General features: G+C 72.8%; 20 protein-coding genes. 12 read left to right on the top strand and 8 right to left on the bottom strand.

Annotated features, from left to right (window positions below; genetic code table 11):
* The first annotated feature begins 27 nt into the window (after positions 1 to 27).
* Positions 28 to 498 (top strand): hypothetical protein, encoded by a 471-nt coding sequence (locus tag ACIBJG_RS22570; RefSeq protein ID WP_399309813.1) that lies wholly within the window; start codon positions 28 to 30, stop codon positions 496 to 498.
* Positions 499 to 587: 89 nt separating this feature from the next.
* Here ACIBJG_RS22570 and ACIBJG_RS22565 read toward each other — a convergent pair whose 3' ends face one another.
* Complete coding sequence (locus tag ACIBJG_RS22565) at positions 588 to 944, bottom strand: hypothetical protein (RefSeq protein ID WP_399309811.1); 357 nt, start codon at positions 942 to 944, stop codon at positions 588 to 590.
* A 249-nt stretch (positions 945 to 1,193) separates the two neighbouring features.
* Here ACIBJG_RS22565 and ACIBJG_RS22560 point away from each other — a divergent pair, with 249 nt between their 5' ends.
* The 4 genes from ACIBJG_RS22560 to ACIBJG_RS22545 all read left to right on the top strand — a co-directional run bounded on the left by ACIBJG_RS22560 (position 1,194) and on the right by ACIBJG_RS22545 (position 4,736).
* Positions 1,194 to 1,439 carry a hypothetical protein gene (locus ACIBJG_RS22560; RefSeq protein WP_399309810.1) on the top strand — a complete coding sequence of 82 codons (246 nt, stop codon included), beginning with the start codon at positions 1,194 to 1,196 and terminating at the stop codon, positions 1,437 to 1,439.
* Positions 1,440 to 2,207: 768 nt separating this feature from the next.
* Positions 2,208 to 3,062, top strand: a complete 855-nt coding sequence (locus tag ACIBJG_RS22555; protein ID WP_399309808.1) for a hypothetical protein — start codon at positions 2,208 to 2,210, stop codon at positions 3,060 to 3,062.
* 83 nt (positions 3,063 to 3,145) lie between these two features.
* Positions 3,146 to 3,958 carry an inositol monophosphatase family protein gene (locus ACIBJG_RS22550; protein WP_399309806.1) on the top strand — a complete coding sequence of 271 codons (813 nt, stop codon included), beginning with the start codon at positions 3,146 to 3,148 and terminating at the stop codon, positions 3,956 to 3,958.
* 172 nt (positions 3,959 to 4,130) lie between these two features.
* On the top strand, positions 4,131 to 4,736 hold the full coding sequence (locus ACIBJG_RS22545; RefSeq protein WP_399309804.1) for a Uma2 family endonuclease: 606 nt from the start codon (positions 4,131 to 4,133) through the stop codon (positions 4,734 to 4,736).
* Between the two features lie 63 nt (positions 4,737 to 4,799).
* Here ACIBJG_RS22545 and ACIBJG_RS22540 read toward each other — a convergent pair whose 3' ends face one another.
* The 3 genes from ACIBJG_RS22540 to ACIBJG_RS22530 form a co-directional block, all read right to left on the bottom strand.
* A complete protein-coding gene (locus ACIBJG_RS22540) occupies positions 4,800 to 6,335 on the bottom strand; it encodes a PTS transporter subunit EIIC (protein ID WP_399309802.1) in 1,536 nt (511 codons plus the stop codon).
* A 48-nt stretch (positions 6,336 to 6,383) separates the two neighbouring features.
* Positions 6,384 to 7,349, bottom strand: coding sequence for an N-acetylmuramic acid 6-phosphate etherase (gene murQ / locus ACIBJG_RS22535; protein ID WP_399309800.1), 966 nt, complete (start codon positions 7,347 to 7,349; stop codon positions 6,384 to 6,386).
* Between the two features lie 62 nt (positions 7,350 to 7,411).
* The gene (locus ACIBJG_RS22530; protein WP_399309798.1) at positions 7,412 to 8,329 is read right to left on the bottom strand and encodes a MurR/RpiR family transcriptional regulator; all 918 of its coding nucleotides are present in this window, start codon (positions 8,327 to 8,329) and stop codon (positions 7,412 to 7,414) included.
* 108 nt (positions 8,330 to 8,437) lie between these two features.
* On the opposite strand from ACIBJG_RS22530, the gene ACIBJG_RS22525 reads away from it, so the two are divergent.
* Both ACIBJG_RS22525 and ACIBJG_RS22520 read left to right on the top strand, forming a co-directional pair.
* Positions 8,438 to 8,806 carry a hypothetical protein gene (locus tag ACIBJG_RS22525; RefSeq protein WP_399309796.1) on the top strand — a complete coding sequence of 123 codons (369 nt, stop codon included), beginning with the start codon at positions 8,438 to 8,440 and terminating at the stop codon, positions 8,804 to 8,806.
* Positions 8,803 to 9,075: a DUF4031 domain-containing protein gene (locus ACIBJG_RS22520; protein ID WP_399309795.1), complete on the top strand. Its 273-nt coding sequence runs from the start codon at positions 8,803 to 8,805 to the stop codon at positions 9,073 to 9,075. The genes ACIBJG_RS22525 and ACIBJG_RS22520 overlap by 4 nt, the downstream gene beginning before the upstream one ends.
* 14 nt (positions 9,076 to 9,089) lie before the next feature.
* Here the strand turns inward: ACIBJG_RS22520 and ACIBJG_RS22515 are convergent, their stop codons facing one another.
* Positions 9,090 to 10,331 carry a Cmx/CmrA family chloramphenicol efflux MFS transporter gene (locus tag ACIBJG_RS22515; protein WP_399310169.1) on the bottom strand — a complete coding sequence of 414 codons (1,242 nt, stop codon included), beginning with the start codon at positions 10,329 to 10,331 and terminating at the stop codon, positions 9,090 to 9,092.
* Positions 10,332 to 10,423: 92 nt separating this feature from the next.
* The gene (locus tag ACIBJG_RS22510; RefSeq protein ID WP_399309794.1) at positions 10,424 to 11,095 is read right to left on the bottom strand and encodes a hypothetical protein; all 672 of its coding nucleotides are present in this window, start codon (positions 11,093 to 11,095) and stop codon (positions 10,424 to 10,426) included.
* A 93-nt stretch (positions 11,096 to 11,188) separates the two neighbouring features.
* On the opposite strand from ACIBJG_RS22510, the gene ACIBJG_RS22505 reads away from it, so the two are divergent.
* The 4 genes from ACIBJG_RS22505 to ACIBJG_RS22490 all read left to right on the top strand — a co-directional run bounded on the left by ACIBJG_RS22505 (position 11,189) and on the right by ACIBJG_RS22490 (position 14,223).
* Positions 11,189 to 11,845 (top strand): maleylpyruvate isomerase family mycothiol-dependent enzyme, encoded by a 657-nt coding sequence (locus ACIBJG_RS22505; protein WP_399309792.1) that lies wholly within the window; start codon positions 11,189 to 11,191, stop codon positions 11,843 to 11,845.
* A 112-nt stretch (positions 11,846 to 11,957) separates the two neighbouring features.
* A complete protein-coding gene (locus ACIBJG_RS22500; protein ID WP_399310168.1) occupies positions 11,958 to 12,707 on the top strand; it encodes a LamB/YcsF family protein in 750 nt (249 codons plus the stop codon).
* Positions 12,704 to 13,360 (top strand): allophanate hydrolase subunit 1, encoded by a 657-nt coding sequence (locus ACIBJG_RS22495; protein ID WP_399309790.1) that lies wholly within the window; start codon positions 12,704 to 12,706, stop codon positions 13,358 to 13,360. Before ACIBJG_RS22500 ends, ACIBJG_RS22495 begins: the two co-directional genes overlap by 4 nt.
* Entirely contained in the window at positions 13,357 to 14,223 is an 867-nt protein-coding gene (locus ACIBJG_RS22490) for a biotin-dependent carboxyltransferase family protein (protein WP_399309788.1), read from the top strand. The genes ACIBJG_RS22495 and ACIBJG_RS22490 overlap by 4 nt, the downstream gene beginning before the upstream one ends.
* Before the next feature lie 10 nt (positions 14,224 to 14,233).
* Here the strand turns inward: ACIBJG_RS22490 and ACIBJG_RS22485 are convergent, their stop codons facing one another.
* Positions 14,234 to 15,394 (bottom strand): hypothetical protein, encoded by a 1,161-nt coding sequence (locus ACIBJG_RS22485; RefSeq protein ID WP_399309786.1) that lies wholly within the window; start codon positions 15,392 to 15,394, stop codon positions 14,234 to 14,236.
* 149 nt (positions 15,395 to 15,543) lie between these two features.
* Here ACIBJG_RS22485 and ACIBJG_RS22480 point away from each other — a divergent pair, with 149 nt between their 5' ends.
* Positions 15,544 to 16,170, top strand: a complete 627-nt coding sequence (locus ACIBJG_RS22480) for a GNAT family N-acetyltransferase (protein WP_399309785.1) — start codon at positions 15,544 to 15,546, stop codon at positions 16,168 to 16,170.
* 47 nt (positions 16,171 to 16,217) lie between these two features.
* On the opposite strand, the gene ACIBJG_RS22475 is transcribed toward ACIBJG_RS22480, so the two are convergent.
* Positions 16,218 to 18,521 (bottom strand): heavy metal translocating P-type ATPase, encoded by a 2,304-nt coding sequence (locus ACIBJG_RS22475; RefSeq protein WP_399309783.1) that lies wholly within the window; start codon positions 18,519 to 18,521, stop codon positions 16,218 to 16,220.
* Positions 18,522 to 18,524 lie beyond the last annotated feature (3 nt).

Raw genomic sequence — 18,524 nt, 5'->3', positions numbered from 1 at the left:
CTCCCTCACATCTGTACGAGGAGTCCCGTGCGTATCCGTTCGATCCTTCCCCTCGCCGCGTCCGCCGCCGCGGTCGTGGCACTCACCACCCCGTCCCAGGCCGCCGACAACGGCTCCTACTTCATCCAGGACGCGCGTACCGGTGCCTGTCTGCTGACCAACGAGGGCTACGTGGGCGGTCAGCTCGGCGCCTGCGGCAACGATGCGGTCTGGCAGGTCCGCAACCTGCCGAACGGCTCGGTGCAGTTGGCCAGTGGCCAGGACGAGGAGCGCTGCCTGGGTCTGTCGCCGGTGAAGATCTTCCCGCCGCCGGTGTTCCTGAGCCCGTGCGGCAGCTCGCCGGACCAGTGGACGATCAACGGTCCGGCCGAGAACGGTGCACCGGTCGCCCTCGGCCTCACAGAGATCCCCTACATGGGCACGCTCACCCCGAGCGGGGACCGGGCGACGCTGGCCGGTCGGGGCGCACCCGAGTGGACGTTCACCCGGGTCGGCTAGGCGGCGGCAGTACGGACAGGGGCGGGGTCCGGAGCGTTGAGGCTCCGGACCCCGCCTCGTCAGGTGCCCGTCACCTCGTCCGGTGCCCGTCAGAAGGAGATGACCGTGGCGCCTTCCAGGGTGAAGCGCAGGAACTCGTCCCTGGCCACCCGCAGGCGCAGCCCGCGCTCGGCGAGCCCGGCCTCCATCCCGTCGGCCCGGGCCGCGTTGACGCAGGCGCCCACGGTCACGCCCTCCGCTATCAGTTCGTCGACCTGCCGGTTGAAGACCGCGCTCGCTCCGGAGGGAGCCGCGTCGCCGAGGCGCTGCTGGGCCGGCCCGAAGCACAGCACCTCGACGGTGGTGTCGTTCTCGGCGGCGACCTCCTGGATGCGCTGGGCCACGCGGGTCCCCGTGGTGATCGAGGCGTCGTCGTCGTGGAACACGTGGATGACCGTCTTCGGCATCTGCCGCACCTTCCGTTCCGCTCGGTGTCCTGGCCGGGCATGGGGACCACCGTATCGATCGTCTTGTTCCTCGGGACGATCTGTCTCGTATTTCGATACTGGGTGGTGCGCGACGACTGGGCCCTTGCGCAATCCGGGCCGCCTGAAGAATGGGCACGCTCGGTATGCATTTCGGTTACGCAGCGTGGAATGAATGGATCATGGAGATCGAGGAGCGGCACAGGGCGCGGTGCGGAAGGGTGGCCGGACATGGCAGGTGACGGTGGCTGTGGTCCGGAGGCGTCCGTGCCGGAGCGGGGGGCGTTCGCCGTCGATGTGCGGGACGGCCGGGTGGGCCGGGTGATGGGGCGGGTCGGGCCGTATGTGCAGCTACGGCCCCCCGGAGGTGGCGCGGAGTGGGACTGTCCGCCCGACTCCGTCCGTCCGGCCCCGCCGGGGCTCGCGCTGCGGGCGCGGGTCACGGAGATCAACCGGCAGGGGCAGTTGCCGCGATGAGGGCGCGGGCCCGTTCCGGGGTCGGCCGGGGATGTCCTGTGGCGCAGAGCCCCGTGACGCGGCCTCGATCGAGAAGCGGGCCCCGGCGGCCGGGGTCTTCACCCACGTAGCGTAACCACCCCATCTCCCGGATCGCCGAGGGAACTTCGTGAGAACCCTTCCCCGGCCGCCTCTGTCCTGCTCCCGGCCGTGCGCGTTTCGGTACCCCCGCGCTCCGGGAGGTCGTTGCGAGAGTGACGGCAGGGAAAAGGAATCGTTTCTACGACTATGAGCGCATCTGACAGCCCGACAGCGGTAGGCAGTGGTTTCGCCCCTTCGATTCCGCAAGGCCGTGCTCACAGGAGGGCGGGAGGGCTGCCGGGCCCTCGCATCGCGAACCCCCGCCCCGAGGTGCTGCTGTCGCACGGATCTGCGGGGTCGGACAGCGATGGGGCGGAGGCGACGCCGCTGTACGCCGAGTTGCTGAGCCTCTGGGCTGCGCGCGAGGCCACGCTCCCCGGAGTCCTGGACGCCGACTGGCGCCGCCTGACCTCCTATCGGCACTTCCACGAAGAGACGGAGGAGATCCTGCGCATGCTCCGCCTTCAGGGATCTTCAGGGGTGCACTCATAAAAGTGGACCAACTGGGTGATCTTGGATCGCTGCGTCGGTTCCAACAGGCCGCGTCGACGTTGATCAGTTGTGGAATCAAGGGAATTGTGGGAGCGGCACGCGGTGTTGGCCGATGCGTTTTGCGGTGCGGACGACAGTGTGCGAGAGGCACAGTCGGTGTTTGACGGGTGCCAGGCCGAGCGGGTGCGCATGCTCGCCGCCTTCGCCGTCTCGGTGGGCAGTGACGGGGCGGTCGCCGAACTGCTGGGGCTGACCGAGCGTGAAGTACGCCTGGCCCGCCGCACCGTGGGCAAGGACGTCGCGCGGTCACTCGCGGAGGCGCTGCTCGCCCCACCACCGACCGGTGGTCCCGAGCCAGCCGCGGACTCGCAGATCCGGTCCGGGGAGGGCGATTCCCGCTTCACCCCGGCCGCGGAGACCGCAACAGCCGCGGGGCCGCGCCCGGTTCATGCTCCGACCCCCGTGTCGCGACCGGTTCAGGCGCCGGCCCCCGTGCCGTCACCCCGGACGGAAGGGGCCTCCCTGCAGCCGTCGGCACCCGCAGGGGGCCAGGAGTGGTCGCCCGCGCTGGACGCCCTGCTCGTCGAGGGCTGGAACGGGGGGATCGACGCCGCTGCGCTCGCGTCCCGGCTCGGCGTCGGGCTTCCGCAACTGGTCTCCCGGGCACAGCGCCTGTTCGCGGACGGCCGTCTCAGCCCGGTGCGACGCGATGGGGGCCGTCACCGACGCGCGGACAGCGGGCATATCTCCGCCACGCAGGCCGCGCAGGCCACCCAGGCCACACAGGGCGCACTCCACAACGCCCGCACCCTGTACACACCCCCGGCCGAGCCCTGGCCCTCGTCGTTCGACGGGGCGGGCCCCTCCGAGCCGTACGACTCCTGGAACCGGACCATGTACGGGCAGGAAGTGAACGGCTGGGCCGCGGACTCCACCGAGTCGCTTCTCCGGCACGACTGGGACGGCATCCTGCACGACTGGAATCGCGCGCACTCCGCCGACTCCGTCTGAGGCCGGCCACGGCGGCGCAGGCCAACCGGCAGGGCCGGCTACCGCGGTGAGGGGCGGGGCAGGGCACCGATAGCCTGCCGGGCATGGTGAGCATGGACACGAAGCCCGATGCGCAACTGGCGATCCAAGCCGCGCAGGCGGGAGCGGCGGTGGTCCGCGACATGTACGGAACCTCACTGCCCCGTACGGAGAAGTCCGGCGGCGACTTCGCGACGGCCGCGGACCTCGCCGCCGAGGAGGCCATCCTCGACGTGCTGCGGACCGCCCGCCCCGATGACGCCGTGACAGCCGAGGAGAGCGGCCACACCGGCCCGGGCGGCGCACGGCGCAGATGGCTGGTCGACCCCCTGTGCGGCACGCTGAACTACGCCGTGCGGAACATGCTGGTCGCGGTGAACGTCGCCCTTCGGGTGGGGCCCGCCGTCACCGCGGCCGCGTCGGCGGACCCGTTCAGCGGCGAGGTGTTCTGGACCGACGGGGCGCGCGCCCGCGTCCGGAAGGACGGTGTGGACGAGGCGTTGTCGCCCTCGTCCGGCTCCTACCTGGTCGACCTCAATCTCGACCCCCAGTTCCCCAACGCCCCCGCCTTCCGGGCGGTGGAGCTCCTCGCCGCACCGGAGTTCGCCGAGCGGTTCCGGCCGCGTGTCGTCTCCACCACCCTGGCCGTGGCCTGGGTCGCCGCCGGCCGCAGGGCCGCGTACATCACCGACGGGGACCTGCGCGACAGCGTGCACTTCGCCGCCGGGATCGCGCTCTGCGAAGCCGCCGGCTGCGTGGTGACGGACCTGCGCGGCCTGCCGCCGCACAGCGGAGCCGGCGGACTGATCGCGGCGGCCGACCGGGAGACGCACGAAACGCTGCTGGACATGGTGAGGAGCCAGGCGGCCCGCCGCTGAGCCCGTCCCTTCCTCCGCCCATGCCTCCACTCATGGAAGGCCGCCTGCGATGCCGGTCGCGCGGTGTTCGGTGCGCCGGTCACACGATCGTGGGACGCTGAGGAAAGCGGCCCAGTGCCGCCGAACCGTCGATCTACGCTCCCCGGACAGGCTTCAGAAGAAGGGACCCGCGATGACCGCCGCGATGGTCGAACACCAGCAGGACTCTGAAGGCCGCCCGTGGGACTACCTGCTTCATACCTGGCAGGAACTGGACGTGCCCGAGGGGTGGCGCGCCGAGATCGACGAAGGGCAGATCGTCTTGGTACCGCCGCCGCACGCGCATCACAACGGCATCGCTGCCAAGGTGCAGCGCCGTCTCTACGCGAATCTGCCCGACGCGCTGGAGATCTACCAGACCCTGGGCGTGCACGTGGCGCCCCTCGACAAGCTGTACGTTCCCGACCTCGTGGTCATGCCGGCCGAGTTGATCGATGCCGCCGACTCCGAGAGCAGCGATCCGGTGGACGCCTCCGAGGCGCTTCTCGTCGTCGAGATCACCTCGAAGGGCAACGCCCGCGACGACCGCACGAAGAAGTACCGCGCCTACGCCCGCGCCGGAGTGCCGATGTACCTGCTGATCGACCGGTTCGATACGCGCGGGGCGATGGCCACGCTGTTCACGGAGCCCAACGAGGACGGTACGTACAAGCGCTCCGACCCGGTGCCGTTCGGTAAGCCGCTCGACATGCCCGCGCCGTTCGACGTCACTTTGGCCACGGACGCCTTTCCGGTCTGAGGCGGACAGCGAGAACGGCGGCACCCCACCGGGGCGCCGCCGCTCTCGTGGTTCCGTGGTCCGTCAGACCCCCGCGGGTTCCTTCGCGAGGGCATCCGGGCCCGCGCCCGCGCCGACCGTGGCCGGGCCGGTGGCCGCGACCGGGGAAGCGGCCGGTTCCTGGGACACGTTGAACTCCGCCAGCAGGTCCTTGCTGAAGCCGAAGAAGTACGTGGCGACGAAGCCCGCCAGGTAACCGACGAGCAGGCCGCCCGCGTAGATCGCGATCGTCGCACCCAGGCCGTGGTTGCCGTCCAGCAGCGGGAACAGCGCCCAGCCGGACGGGCCGATCGCGGTCGAGCCCACCGCGTCGCCGAGCTGGTTGAAGAAGCCGACGAACGCGCCGCCGAACGCACCGCCCACGCACGCCGTGATGAACGGGCGGCCCAGCGGCAGCGAGACGCCGTAGATCAGGGGTTCGCCGACGCCCAGGAAGCCCGCGGGCAGGGCGGACTTGATGGTCCGGCGGATCGACTCGTTGCGCGGGAGGCGGAAGAAGACCGCGATGGCCGCGCCGACCTGGCCGGCACCGGCCATGGCGAGGATCGGGAGCAGGACCGTGTAGCCCTGCTGCTCGATCAGCGTGGTGTGGATCGGGATCAGCGCCTGGTGCAGGCCCAGCATGACCAGCGGGAGGAAGAAGCCGCCGAGGACGAGACCCGCGCCGGCGCCGCCGTTGGACAGCAGCCAGTCGGCGAACGTACCGATCGCGGTGGAGACCTCACCCGCCACGTACATCAGGCCGAAGATCGTCACCAGGCCGGAGACCAGGACCGTCAGGGTCGGGGTGACCAGGACGTCCAGCGCCTCCGGGACCCAGCGCCGGCACCACTTCTCCACGTACACCGCGAGCACCGCCGCACCCAGTGCGCCGAGGACGCCGCCCTGGCCGGGGGAGAGCTTCTGGCCGAACGCCTCGATGTTGGCGACGCCCGGGAAGACGATGATGGCCGCGACCGCACCGCCGAGGATCGGCGTGCCGCCGAACTCCTTCGCCGTGTTGTAGCCGACGAAGACCGCGATGAGTGCCATGAAGCCGGACGCCATCGCCGCCAGGGCCGGGGTGACCGAGGGCAGCCACTCCAGGTTGACCAGCAGGCCGTTGAGGCCCGCGATGATGCCGCAGCCGATCAGGGCCGGGATCAGCGGGACGAAGATGTTGGCGATCTTGCGCAGGAAGAGCTTGAACGGCGTGGCGTTCTTGGCCTTCCTGGCCGCCTTCATCTCGGCACCCTGCGCGGCCAGTTCCTCCGCGGTGAGCGGGGCGGCGGCAGGGTCGGGGGCCGGGGCCGCTTCCTGGCCCTCCTTGACGAGCTTCTCGAACTCAGGGGTGACGCGGGCGACCGTACCGGGACCGAGAACGATCTGGTACGTGTCGTCCTCGACCACGCCCATGACGGCGGGCACGGCCTTCAGTGCCTCGTCCTGGACGAGCGAGCGGTCGTGCAGACCCAGCCGGAGCCGGGTCATGCAGTGGACAACGGAGCTGACGTTCGCGGCGCCACCGACGAGCGGAAGGATCGCGGCGGCAGTGGCGCGGTTCTTGTCTTCTGTAGCCATGGTGCGTGGTGCCTTGCTGTGCGGGGGAACGGGGGTGGAACGGAGAGATCAGGTGGCGCGGGGGGCGGCGGCGAGCGCGGCGCGGAGGTGACCGTCCGAGGCGGACAGCAGCGTGGCGGCGGTGGGGCCGTCCACCTGGCCGAGGATGGTCAGGATGGCGTTCTTCACCTCGCCGTCGGTGGCGGCGAGTGCGGCCTCGATCTCGGCGTCGGATGCACCGGTGGCCAGCGAGACGATCCGCCGGGAACGGGCGCGCAGCTTCTCGTTGGAGGCGCGCACGTCGACCATGAGGTTTCCGTACGTCTTGCCGAGCCGGATCATCGTGATCGTCGAGAGCATGTTGAGGACGAGCTTCTGTGCCGTGCCCGCCTTCAGCCGGGTGGAGCCGGTGAGCAGCTCGGGGCCGACGACGACCTCCAGGGGGTGCTCGGCGGCGGCGCCCAGCGCGGAGTCCGCGTTGCAGGAGAGCCCGATGGTCAGGGCGCCCCTGGCACGGGCGTGCTCGACGGCCCCGATCGCGTACGGCGTACGGCCCGAGGCGGAGATGCCGACCACCGTGTCGTCGGCGGTCAGGCCCAGCGCGTCGAGGTCGGCGGCGGCCAGCTCCTTGCTGTCCTCGGCGCCCTCGACCGCGGTGACCATCGCGGACGGGCCGCCCGCGATCAGACCGATCACATCGGCCGGGTCGGTGTTGAAGGTGGGCGGGCACTCGCTGGCGTCCAGCACGCCGAGGCGGCCCGCGGTGCCGGCGCCCGCGTAGATCAGCCGGCCGCCGCGGGCCATGCGCGCCGCGGTGGCGTCGATCGCCGCGGCGATCTCGGGCAGCCGCTCGGCGACGGCGTCCGGGACGGTGCGGTCCTCGCCGTTCATGATCCGGGCGATCTCCGAGGTGGCCAGCCGGTCGATCTCGGCGAGCTCGGGGCGGAACGCCTCGGTGGTGAGGGTGGCGAGCTGGGCGCGCAGTTCGCCGTAACCGTCGGGGGTGGTGGCGTCGGCGTCGGTGAGGGAGGTCATGGAGAGCGGCTCTGCTTTCTTGAACTCGTGCGGTTCTGCGGGTGCGGGTGGGTGGCCGTTGGTCAGCGGGTGCGGGGGTTGTGGCGGTGGGCCAGCGCCTCGTAGGAGGCGGCCAGGGCCGGGGCCGCCGTCTCGTACGTACGCTGAGCGACTCCTATGAACAGGCAGTCGACGACCAGGAGCTGGCTCGTCCGGCTCGACATGGCGGCCGGGCGCAGCTCGCTCTCGCGGGCCGTGGACGTGGTCAGCACGTGGTCGGCGTACTGCGTGACCGGGCCGTCGGGGCGGCCGGTGATCGCGACCGTCGTCGCGCCGCGGTCGAAGGCGACGCGCAGCGGCTCGATGACGTCGCCCGTCGAGCCGGAGTGGGTGATCGCGATGGCCAGGTCGCCGGAGCGGAGCTGCACGGCGTTGGTCACCGCGAGGTGCGGGTCCATGTTGGCGTGGGCGATCAGGCCGATACGGGCCAGCTTCTGGGCCAGGTCCTGGCCGACGAGCGAGGAGGCGCCCACGCCGTAGATGTCGATCCGGCGGGCGGTTGCGGCCGCGGCCACGACGGCACCGAGCTGCACGGTGTCGAGCCCGGCGGCGGTGTCGGCGAGGGTCTGCTGCTCGTCGTAGGCCAGCTTGGCGACCACGTCGGCGATCGGGTCGTCGACCGCTATGTCCGCCGTGACGGCGGGCGCCGCGCCGGACTGCTGGTGGGCGGCGAGACCGGCCAGCGCGAGGCGCAGGTCCCGGTAGCCGGGGTAGCCGAGGAGGCGGGCGGTGCGGACCACGGTCGCCTCGCTGGTGCCGGTGAGCTCGGCGAGACCGGTGACCGTCAGGGCGGCGCAGCCTGCCGGGTCGCCGGCGACGGCCTCGGCGACGCGCTGCATGGAGCGGGTCATGGACGGCGCGAGCGTCCGCACCTTGGCCGCGAGGGCTGCCGGGGCGGGCGGCGAATCAGCGCTGAAACTTTCCTTCAGGTCATTGGTCACCTTTGAAAGATATTTTCAAGCCTAGTGTCCGTCAACCCCCCTTTGGTCCTGACCTGTGGCAGGACGAGGGCGCACCGGAGCCCCGGCGCACAGGTGGACAATGGCTGCATGGAGCTGAACCCCCTGGAGCAGGCACTGCACACCGCCCGCGCACTGGTCATGGCCGATCTCGCCGCCGGAGACGTCGCCGAGGCGGAGATCGTCTCGCTGGTCGAGGACGCGGTGACGCACCGGCGCTGGTGGGTCGAGCAGTGGCCGGAAGGGGTGGAGTTCGTCGTCGGCCTCATCGCCCAGGACGTCCAGGACGCGCTGCTGGAGCGGTACGGCCGCTGGCCGCTGTGCCCGGTCTGCGACGCGGGCGACCCGCACGCCCTGGACGTCGAGCCGGAACTCGGACCCGACCCGCACTGGGTCTGCACGAAGGCGACGGTCGCCGTCGCCCCGGTCGGCTCGCTCGCCGGGATACCGCGGCCGTGACCGTTTACATCGATCCGCCGGACTGGCCGGGGCACGGGCGGCTCTGGTCGCACCTGGTCAGCGACGTGTCCTTCGACGAACTGCACACCTTCGCGGCGTCCATCGGCTGCCCGCCCCGCGCGTTCGAGCGCGACCACTACGACGTACCGGAAGCACGGTACGAGGACGCGGTACGGGCCGGGGCCCGGCAGATCGGCTCCAAGGAACTGGTCCGCCGCATCACCGAAGCGGGCCTGCGCCGCCCCAAGGGCCGCCCCGCACCGGGCTGAGGGCCCCTCCCCGCTCAGCCGGCCGAGGAAGGCGCGCACACCGCCGCGTCCTCGGCCGCCTGCCGCGACACCGCGGCCGGGCCACCCGCCACCGGCCGGGACGAGGCGTTGCGGCTGCGCTGCAGGCGCAGCGAGAAGACCACCGTGACCAGTGCCAGCACGGTCATTGCCGCCCCCGCCCACGCGGTGGCCTCGAAACCGAAGTCCATGTCGATCACCGTGCCGCCCAGCCAGGGCCCGCCGGTGTTGCCCAGGTTGAACGCGGCGGTCGTCGTCGCACCCGCCAGCGTCGGGGCGGCGCCCGCCACGTTGAACATCCGGGCGTTCAGCGCCGGAGCCGTATAGAACGCCGACAGGCCCAGCAGGAACGAGAGCACGATCACGGCGGCCTGGTTCGACGCGAACAGCGCCAGCGCGGCCAGGAACACCGTCGACGCCGCGATCCCGCTCAGCAGCACCCCGAAGAGGTGCGCGTCCGCGACCCGGCCGCCGATCATCGTGCCGACCAGCGCACCGATCCCGAACAGCGCGAGCACCGTCGGCACCCAGCCCGAGGCCAGCCCGGCGACGTCCGTCAGCAGCGGCGCCAGATAGCTGAACGCACAGAACACCCCGCCCGCCGCGAGCGCGGTGAGCACGATGGAGAGCCACACCTGCCGGTCGCGGTAGATCCCCAGCTCACGCTTGAGCTGCGGCTTCTCGTCCGGCAGTGGGATGCGGGGGATCATCGTCGCCACCCCGGCCAGCGCCACGGCCGAGGCCGCCCCGACCGCCCAGAACGCCGACCGCCACCCCAGGTTCTCGCCCAGGAAGGCGCCCAGCGGCACACCCAGCACGTTCGCGATGGACAGCCCGCCGATCATCACGGCCATCGCCCGAGCCCGCTGGTTCACCGGCACCATCGCGATGGCGACGGCCGCTCCGACGGCCCAGAACCCGGCGCACGCGAAGGCACTGATCACCCGGGAGGCGAAGAGCACCTCGTACGTCGGCGCGAGCGCGCCCGCGATCTGGCCGAGGCCGAAGACGGAGATCAGCGCGATGAGCGTGGTGCGGCGCGGCAGCCGCAGCGTCGCCACGGCGAGCAGCGGGGCGCCGACCACCATGCCGATCGCGAACGCGGATATGAGGAGCCCGGCCCGTGGGATCGACACGTTCATGTCATCGGCGATGGGTGGCAGCAGCCCGGACAACATGAACTCGCTGGTACCGAGTGCGAAGACCGAGAGGCCGAGGATGTACACGGCCAGGGGCATACGGGAGCGGCGAGCGGCAGAGTCGGGCATGACAGGTGCCAACAGCTAAACGGTCCTGCGCATTCCCCGTCCTGGGCAGGTGCCGGCCGCGCTCAGCGCGTGAGCAGCTCCAGCTCCGTGCCCAGATTGTGCCGGGCCCGCGCCTCCCACTCCGCCGCCCCGTACGGCGTACGGAACAGCCGCGGCAGCTCCAGAAGCTGCCGCAGCACCGCCGCCCGGCCCTCCCGGAACGCCTCGCCGGGGACGAAGCCGTACTCCTCGCGGACCCGGGCCGCATACTCCGCGTACTCCTTCGGCGGCGCCGCCAGGATCGCGAGGTCCGCGTCGCACAGGGCCTCGCCGTTGGTGTCGCCGTCGGCCGGGTCGTGCGAGACGGTGAGCCGGACCAGGCGGGCGACCTCGGCGGTGACCGAGTCCGGGACCCCCGCCTCGGGCAGGGCGCGCTCGGCGAGGACGGCGCTGCGCTCCTCGTTCTCGGAGCGGTCGGGCCGGTAGACCGCGTCGTGGAACCAGGCGGCCAGCCGTACCGCGTCCGCGTCCGCGGCATGACCGGCGAGCGTGTCCACGTGGTCGAGGACCGCCGTCAGGTGGGCGGTGGTGTGGTAGCGCCGCTGGGGCTCGGCCCACCGTGCCAGGAGGTTGTCGGCGTACGGCGACGGGTCGGGGCCCTCGTCGTCGCCCCGGGCGCCGACGAGGCAGTCGTACCAGCGGCCGCGGAGTGCGTCCGCCGCACCGCTGCTGAGGGGCCGGTCGGTGTCGTCCATGCCCCCGAGGTTAGAGCGTCCGGCCATCGGACGGTTGCGCTCCGGTTCACCGAAGGTCAAGTCCGGTGGCGGCCCGGATGGTTGGCTGGGCCCATGGCTGACGAACGTGATCCCGAGCTCCCCGGTCTCCTCCTGCGCACCGAGCGGGACGCCCTGACCCCGCTGCTGCGGTCCGCCGCGGACGGCGACTTCGACCTGCGTACCGCATGCCCCGGCTGGACGGTGCGGGACGTGCTCGCGCACTGCGGGTCCGTGCTGAGCCGGGTGGTGGAAAGCCGGTTCGGGCCGGATGTGTTCAGCCCCGAGTGCAACGACCGGGACATCGCCGAACGGGACGGCTGGACGCACACGCAGGTGGTGGACGAGCTGGAGCGGGGCATGACCGACGCCGGTCCGTTGATCGCCGCGGCGGGCGGGGTACTGGACGCGGTGGCGCTGGGGGAGTGGGTGCACGCGGGCGATGTGCGGGCGGCCTGGGGGCTGGCCGGGGCGTACGGGGGCCCGGGGCTCCCGCACGCGCTCGGGCTCCTCGTCCCGCGCGCCCTGCGCCGGAAGGTGCCGCTGTTCGTCGCGGAGCTCACGGACAGCGGGCGGGAGGTGGTCATCGGTACGGAGCAGGAGGGGCGTGCCCCCGGGCGGTATCGGGGCGACGGGGCGACGCTGATCAGGCTCTGCGCGGACCGGCCGCTGGTGGGGACGCGGTACGAGCTGGAGGGCGTCCGGGAGCGCGAGCTCGGCCTCTTCGACTGAGACGCCAGGGCCTGACGGCCGGGACGGGCGCTACGGTGCGCCGGTGACGAATCTGACGAACCAGCCCGGCAGGGCGGACGGGCCGGTCGCGGCGGGCGAACCGGTCGCGGTCATGGACCTCAACGCCGATCTGGGCGAGGGCTTCGGACGCTGGACCCTCACCGACGACGAAGCGCTCCTCGCCTGCGTGACCAGCGCCAACGTGGCTTGCGGCTTCCACGCGGGGGACGCGTCCGTGATGCGGCGGGTCTGCGACTCGGCCGCTGCCCGGGGCGTACGGATCGGCGCGCAGGTCTCGTACCGCGACCTGGCCGGCTTCGGGCGCCGCGCGATGGACGTACCGGCCGCCGAGCTGGCTGCCGAAGTGGCGTACCAGATCGGCGCGTTGCGGGTGTTCGCCGAGGCCGCCGGATCCCGCGTCTCGTACGTCAAGCCGCACGGGGCCCTCTACAACCGCACCGTCCGGGACGACGAACAGGCCGCCGCCGTCATCGAGGGCGTCCGGCTGGCGGGCGGGGGCCCGGCCGTCCTCGGCCTGCCCGGCTCCCGGCTGCTCGCACGGGCCGCGGACGCCGGTCTGGCCGCCGTCCAGGAGGCCTTCGCCGACCGCGCGTACACCCCGCAGGGCACACTCGTGCCGCGCTCGGAGCCGGGCGCGGTGGTGCACGACGCCGATGAGGTCGTACGCCGCAGCGTGGGCTTCGCCGTGGACCGGAGCGTGACCGGGGCCGACGGCGGCCGGATACCCGTCGTCGCCCGCTCCCTGTGCGTCCACGGCGACACCCCGGGCGCCGCCGCGCTCGCCCTACGGGTGCGGGCCGCGCTGGAAGAGGCGGGCGTCGCGGTACGGGCGTTCGCATGAGTGCGGGGGGACGGACCGGCCCGCCGCTCGTCGTGCTGCCCGCCGGGCCCCGGGCGCTGCTCGTCGAACTGGACGGGCGGCAGGCCACGGAGGCCTTCCACGCGGAGGTGCTGCGGCGCCGTGCGGCGGGCGAACTGCCGGACGTGCGCGACATCGTGCCCGGCGAGCGGACGGTGCTGCTCGACGGCATCGCGCGGGACGCCGCCGCGCTCGCCCGGGAGCTGCCCGGCTGGCACATACCGCCGCCGCGCCGGGACACGGGCGAGACGGTGGAGCTCCCCGTCGTCTACGACGGCCCGGATCTCACCGATGTCGCCGAGGCCTGGGGCGTGACCGCCGCGGACGTGCCCCGCCTTCACGCCGGAACCGAATTCCGGGTCGCCTTCTGCGGGTTCGCCCCCGGCTTCGGCTACCTGACCGGCTTGCCGGACCACCTCCACCTGCCGCGCCGGGCGACCCCACGCACCCGGGTCCCGGCGGGCGCGGTGGCGCTGGCCGGCCCGTACACCGGGGTGTACCCGCGCCCGTCCCCCGGCGGCTGGCAGCTCATCGGCCGGATGCCGGATCCCGGCCCGCTGTGGGACCCGCACCGCGAACCGGCCGCACTGCTGGGGCCGGGCGCGCGGGTCCGGTTCGTGGAGGCCGCACGGTGACGGCGTCGTTCGAGGTGGTCCGCGCCGGGGCCCTGACCACCGTGCAGGACGAGGGCCGCGCCGGACTGGCCCACCTGGGCGTCGGACGGGCCGGCGCCCTCGACGCACCCGCCGCCGCGCTCGCCAACCGGCTGGCCGGCAACCCCGTCACCGCAGCTGTCCTGGAGACGACCGCCACCGGCTGCGCCGTCCGCCCGGACCGTGCGGTGCGGGTGGTCGTCGGCGGTGCGCCGTGCCGGGTGACGGTGGACGGGCGGCCGGTGGCGTGGGGTGCGGCGGTGCACGTGCCGGCCGGGTCGGTGCTGGACGCGGGGCCCGCGGTGCACGGCCTGCGCGGCTACCTGGCGTTCGCAGGGGGCGTGGCGGCGGAACCGGTGCTCGGCAGCAGATCGGCGGACCTGCTGTCCGGGCTGGGCCCGGCGCCCCTGCGCGACGGGGACGTACTGCCCCTGGGGCCGCCCCCGTTGCCGGGCGCGCCCGCCGTCGACGCGGTGCCGTGGCCGGGCGCGCCCGCCGGGCTCGTGCTCCCGGTCCACTTCGGCCCCCGCCACACCTGGTTCACCCCCGCCGCACTCCGGACGCTCACCACCGCGACGTACCGTGTCTCCGCGCAGAGCAACCGCATCGGCCTGCGCACGGAGGGGCCACCGCTGGAGCGTGCCCGTACGGGCGAACTGCCCAGCGAGGGCATGGTGCTCGGCGCCGTCCAGGTCCCGCCGGACGGCCGCCCGGTGGTGTTCCTCAACGACCATCCGACGACGGGCGGTTACCCGGTGGTGGGCGTCGTCCCCGAACCGGCGCTGGCAGCGGCGGCGCAGGCGGGCGCGGGGTCGGTGGTGCGGTTCGTGCGCGCCGGGAGGTGAGCCGTGGCGGTCACGTCGTGGCGGGCAGCCCGAAGTGGTCGGCGATGATCCGCATCGTCAGCGCGCCATCGGCGTTGAAGGCGGGATCGGCGTCGTATGCCGGGGCCTCCCGGCCGATGATCCCTGCGGCCAGCAGTTCGCGTACCAGCAGATCTCCGTGGCGCCGCGTCTCCCGGCCCCGGCCGACGTTGAAGTACGTCCGCCCGAATCCGCCCCGGCTGTTCAGGAACTGGAACGGGTGGTCCTCGCAGTGCTGAACGCTGTAGTTCTGCCCGTGCGGGCAGGCGCACGCGGATGTGCCCGCCAGGAACACCGTCTCGACCCGGTCCGGCCCGCCGAAGCGCTCGTCGTAGCGGAATCCGGTGAGGAAGCCCGCCAGCTGGGACACCTCCGCGCCGCGCACGGCCGCCGCGTCCCACGTCACCCAGGCCCAGCCGCCGGACTCGCCCTGCGTACGGGCCGGATACCCGGCGTCCGCGCACGCGGCGGCCAGCCCGGTCACATCGATGCCACGGGCATGGACGGCGTACGTCCCCGGGGCGACGACCGGGCACGTCCCGCTCACCGCGCCCAACGGCGCCGCGGCAACGGGCGCCGTGGCAACGGGCGGCGCGTCGAGCGGCGAGGGGACGGGCGGCAGGGCGGCCAGCGGCGGGGAGGGCAGGCCGAAGGCGTCGGCGATCGACCGCACCAGCCGCAACTCGTCGGCGTCGTCGTGCTCGTAGCAGTCGTGCACGCCGTCCTTCCACTCCTGGCACTCCGCCCCGGGGCCTATCACGCCCGCCGCGAACAGCTCGGCCGACAGGTAGTCCGGGTTGTCGCCCGCCCGCTGCTGTCGGAAGGTCTCGAAGCTGAAGAAGAGCGTCGTGCGCCCGTCGCGGTAGTACGCGAGGTGGGGGCCGTGCGCCTTCGCGCTGCACGGCTCGGTCACGAAGACGACCACTTCCGCCCCCTGCGGGCAGAGCCGTCCGTAGTCGACGTCTTCGTAGTCGTCGTCCTCCTCGTCGAGCATGTCGTGCACGGCCCACGCCCAGCCGTCCGCCTCGCCCCGGGCGAGCGGCTCGCGGTTCTGCTCGCGCAGCCCCTCGAAGAAGGCGTCGGCAGGCAGGCCCCGGGCGAAGGCGAGGTTCACCTCGTGGCCGGGGAACGTGTCGTGCAGCCATGTCGTCATGGATCCGATCGTAGGCACGGCCACTGACAACGCAGCTGCCCCGAAGCCCCGTTGCCGCACCTTCGGCCCGGCCAAAATCGCACGACAGGGTCGCGCGGCCTCTGGGAGGCTGCCCAGGACATTCCGTACGGCGACTGGACAGGTGGACGATGGCTTTCGTGTTGGAGGGACCGGCTCTGGAGGGTGCGCGCGTGCGCCTGGAGCCGCTGGGGCACCGTCATGCGGAGGATCTGGCGGTCGCCGCGGAAGAGGACCGGAGTTCGTACCGGTTCACGTGGGTGCCCCGCGCCCACGAGGTCGAGGAGTACTTCGAAGCCCAGTTCGCCCGCACCGTCACCGGGAAGCTGTTCCCGTACGCGCAGATCGACCAGGCGTCCGGCCGGGCGGTCGGCGTCACGGCGTACTGGGAGCCCCGGCACTGGCTGGACGAGGACACGCTGAGCGCGATCGAGGTCGGTTTCACCTGGCTCGCCGCCTCCGCCCAGGGCTCGGGGATCAACGCCGAGGCCAAGTACCTGCTGTTCCGGCACGCGTTCGAGGTGTGGGGCGTGGCGCGCGTCGACCTGAAGACGGATGCCCGCAACAGCCGTTCCCGTGCCGCGATCGAAGCGGCGGGCGCGAGCTTCGAGGGCGTGCTGCGGAACTGGTCCCGGTCATGGGCGCCGGGCGAGGACGGGAGCCTGCGGGATTCGGCGATCTTCTCGATCACGGCGGACGAGTGGCCGGACCGCCGGAAGGCGCTCGAAGAGCGCATCGCGCGCGCCAGTGGGGCCTGATCCACCGGACCGGCCCCACACTCCGCGTGCCGCGTACGGCAGGTGCCCTACACCCCCGCCCGGAACCCGCGCAGTCGCAGCGAGTTGCCGACCACGAACACCGACGAGAACGCCATCGCCGCGCCCGCGATCATCGGGTTCAGCAGCCCCATCGCGGCCAGCGGCAGCGCGGCCACGTTGTAGGCGAAGGCCCAGAACAGGTTCGTACGGATGGTGCCGAGCGTCTTCCGCGACAGCCGGATCGCGTCCGCGGCGGCCCGCAGGTCCCCGCGCACCAGGGTCAGGTCGCCGGCTTCGATCGCCGCGTCCGTGCCCGTGCCCATGGCCAGGCCCAGGTCGGCCTGGGCGAGGGCGGCCGCGTCGTTCACTCCGTCGCCGACCATCGCGACCGAACGGCCCTCGCCCTGGAGGCGCTTGACGACGTCGACCTTGTCCTGCGGCATGACCTCCGCGTACACCTCCTCGATGCCGACCTCGGCCGCGACCGATTCGGCCACCGCCCGGTTGTCGCCGGTCAGCAGGATCGGCGTCAGGCCGAGGGCGCGCAGCCGCCGGATCGCCTCCGCGCTGGTGTCCTTCACCGCGTCGGCCACCTCCAGGACCGCTCGCGCCTCGCCGTCCCAGGCGACCGCGATCGCGGTACGGCCCGCGGCCTCCGCGTCGGCCTTGCGACGGGCCAGTTCCTCGGGCAGGTGGATCTCCCACTCGGCCAGCAGCGCCTCGCGGCCGACGAGGACCGCGTGGCCCTCGACGATGCCCTGGACGCCGAGGCCGGGGACATTGGTGAAGTCCTCGGGGGTGGGGAGAGTGGTGCCCGTGCGCTCGGTGGCTCCGGTGGCGACGGCCTGGGCGATGGGGTGCTCGGAGGCGTGCTCCAGGGCTCCGGCCAGGCGCAGGACGTCGGTCTCGCTGACACCGTCCGCGGTGTGGACGGTCTGGAGGGTCATCTTTCCGGTGGTGACGGTGCCGGTCTTGTCGAGGACGATCGTGTCCACCCGACGCGTGGTCTCCAGGACCTCGGGGCCCTTGATGAGGATGCCGAGCTGGGCGCCACGTCCCGTACCGACCATGAGGGCGGTCGGGGTGGCGAGGCCGAGGGCGCAGGGGCAGGCGATGATCAGTACGGCGACGGCGGCCGTGAACGCGGCCGTCAGGCCCTCTCCGTTGCCCAGCCAGAAGCCGAGCGTGCCGAGGGCGAGGGCGATCACGACGGGGACGAACACCGCCGAGATCCGGTCGGCCAGGCGCTGGGCCGCCGCCTTTCCGTTCTGCGCGTCCTCGACCAGCTTCGCCATCCGGGCCAGCTGGGTGTCGGCGCCGACCCGGGTCGCCTCGACGACGAGCCGGCCGCCCGCGTTCAGCGTCGCACCGGTGACCGGGTCGCCGACGCCGACCTCGACGGGGACGGACTCACCGGTGAGCATGGACGCGTCCACCGCCGAGGAGCCCTCGACGACGGTGCCGTCCGTGGCGATCTTCTCGCCGGGCCGGACCAGGAAGCGGTCCCCGACCTGGAGGTCCGCCGTGTCCACGGTCACCTCGCGGCCGTCGCGCAGGACGGTGACCTCCTTGGCACCCAGCTCCAGCAGCGCCTTCAGCGCGGCGCCCGCCTTCCGCTTGGAGCGGGCCTCGAAGTAGCGCCCGGCCAGGATGAACGCGGTGACGCCCGCGGCCGCCTCCAGGTAGATGTTCCCGGAACCGTCGCTGCGTCCGATGGTCAGCTCGAAGGGGTGCGTCATGCCGGTCATCCCGGCGGTGCCGAAGAACAGCGCCCACAGCGACCACAGGAACGCGGCCGAGGTGCCGACCGAGATCAGCGTGTCCATGGTGGCCGCGCCGTGCCGGGCGTTGGTCCACGCGGCGCGGTGGAAGGGCCAGGCGGCGTACGTGACGACGGGGGCGGTGAGGGTGAGGGAGAGCCACTGCCAGTTGTCGAACTGGAGCGCGGGGATCATCGACATCGCGATGACCGGCACCGCGAGCAGGACCGCGGTGAGCAGCCGCTGCCGAAGCGGGCGGAGCTCGTCCGCCTCGTCGTCCGCCCCGGTGGCCGCGTCGCCGGTACGCACCGGGGGAGCGGGCTCCTGCGCGGTGTAGCCGGTCTTCTCGACCGTGGCGATCAGGTCCTGTACCGAGACGTCCTCGCCCCGGTAGCTGACCTTGGCCTTCTCGGTGGCGTAGTTGACGGTGGCCTCGACCCCGTCCATCCGGTTGAGCTTCTTCTCGATACGGGCCGCGCACGAGGCACAGGTCATGCCGCCGATGGCGAGCTCGACCTCTGCGGCGACGCCGGTACCGGTGGGATCACTGGGGGCAGTGGTGCCGGTGGTGGCTGCGGTCTGCGCGGACACGGG

The sequence above is a fragment of the Streptomyces sp. NPDC050422 genome, assembly GCF_044458665.1.
In the GTDB taxonomy this organism is placed as follows: Bacteria; Actinomycetota; Actinomycetes; order Streptomycetales; family Streptomycetaceae; genus Streptomyces.
Note: the sequence above shows the minus strand (reverse complement) of the source record. Positions and strands in the feature narration are given on the sequence as shown.

What these genes read in the sequence shown, in the direction of transcription:
- ACIBJG_RS22550 (WP_399309806.1), top strand. Translation starts at nt 3,146, where the DNA reads ATGGTGAGCATGGACACGAAGCCCGATGCGCAACTGGCGATCCAAGCC.
- ACIBJG_RS22505 (WP_399309792.1), top strand. Translation starts at nt 11,189, where the DNA reads ATGGCTGACGAACGTGATCCCGAGCTCCCCGGTCTCCTCCTGCGCACC.
- ACIBJG_RS22480 (WP_399309785.1), top strand. Translation starts at nt 15,544, where the DNA reads ATGGCTTTCGTGTTGGAGGGACCGGCTCTGGAGGGTGCGCGCGTGCGC.
- ACIBJG_RS22485 (WP_399309786.1), bottom strand. Translation starts at nt 15,394, where the DNA reads ATGACGACATGGCTGCACGACACGTTCCCCGGCCACGAGGTGAACCTC.
- ACIBJG_RS22560 (WP_399309810.1), top strand. Translation starts at nt 1,194, where the DNA reads ATGGCAGGTGACGGTGGCTGTGGTCCGGAGGCGTCCGTGCCGGAGCGG.
- ACIBJG_RS22565 (WP_399309811.1), bottom strand. Translation starts at nt 944, where the DNA reads ATGCCGAAGACGGTCATCCACGTGTTCCACGACGACGACGCCTCGATC.
- ACIBJG_RS22540 (WP_399309802.1), bottom strand. Translation starts at nt 6,335, where the DNA reads ATGGCTACAGAAGACAAGAACCGCGCCACTGCCGCCGCGATCCTTCCG.
- ACIBJG_RS22495 (WP_399309790.1), top strand. Translation starts at nt 12,704, where the DNA reads ATGAGTGCGGGGGGACGGACCGGCCCGCCGCTCGTCGTGCTGCCCGCC.
- ACIBJG_RS22500 (WP_399310168.1), top strand. Translation starts at nt 11,958, where the DNA reads ATGGACCTCAACGCCGATCTGGGCGAGGGCTTCGGACGCTGGACCCTC.
- ACIBJG_RS22545 (WP_399309804.1), top strand. Translation starts at nt 4,131, where the DNA reads ATGACCGCCGCGATGGTCGAACACCAGCAGGACTCTGAAGGCCGCCCG.
- ACIBJG_RS22515 (WP_399310169.1), bottom strand. Translation starts at nt 10,331, where the DNA reads ATGCCCCTGGCCGTGTACATCCTCGGCCTCTCGGTCTTCGCACTCGGT.
- ACIBJG_RS22510 (WP_399309794.1), bottom strand. Translation starts at nt 11,095, where the DNA reads ATGGACGACACCGACCGGCCCCTCAGCAGCGGTGCGGCGGACGCACTC.
- ACIBJG_RS22525 (WP_399309796.1), top strand. Translation starts at nt 8,438, where the DNA reads ATGGAGCTGAACCCCCTGGAGCAGGCACTGCACACCGCCCGCGCACTG.
- murQ (WP_399309800.1), bottom strand. Translation starts at nt 7,349, where the DNA reads ATGACCTCCCTCACCGACGCCGACGCCACCACCCCCGACGGTTACGGC.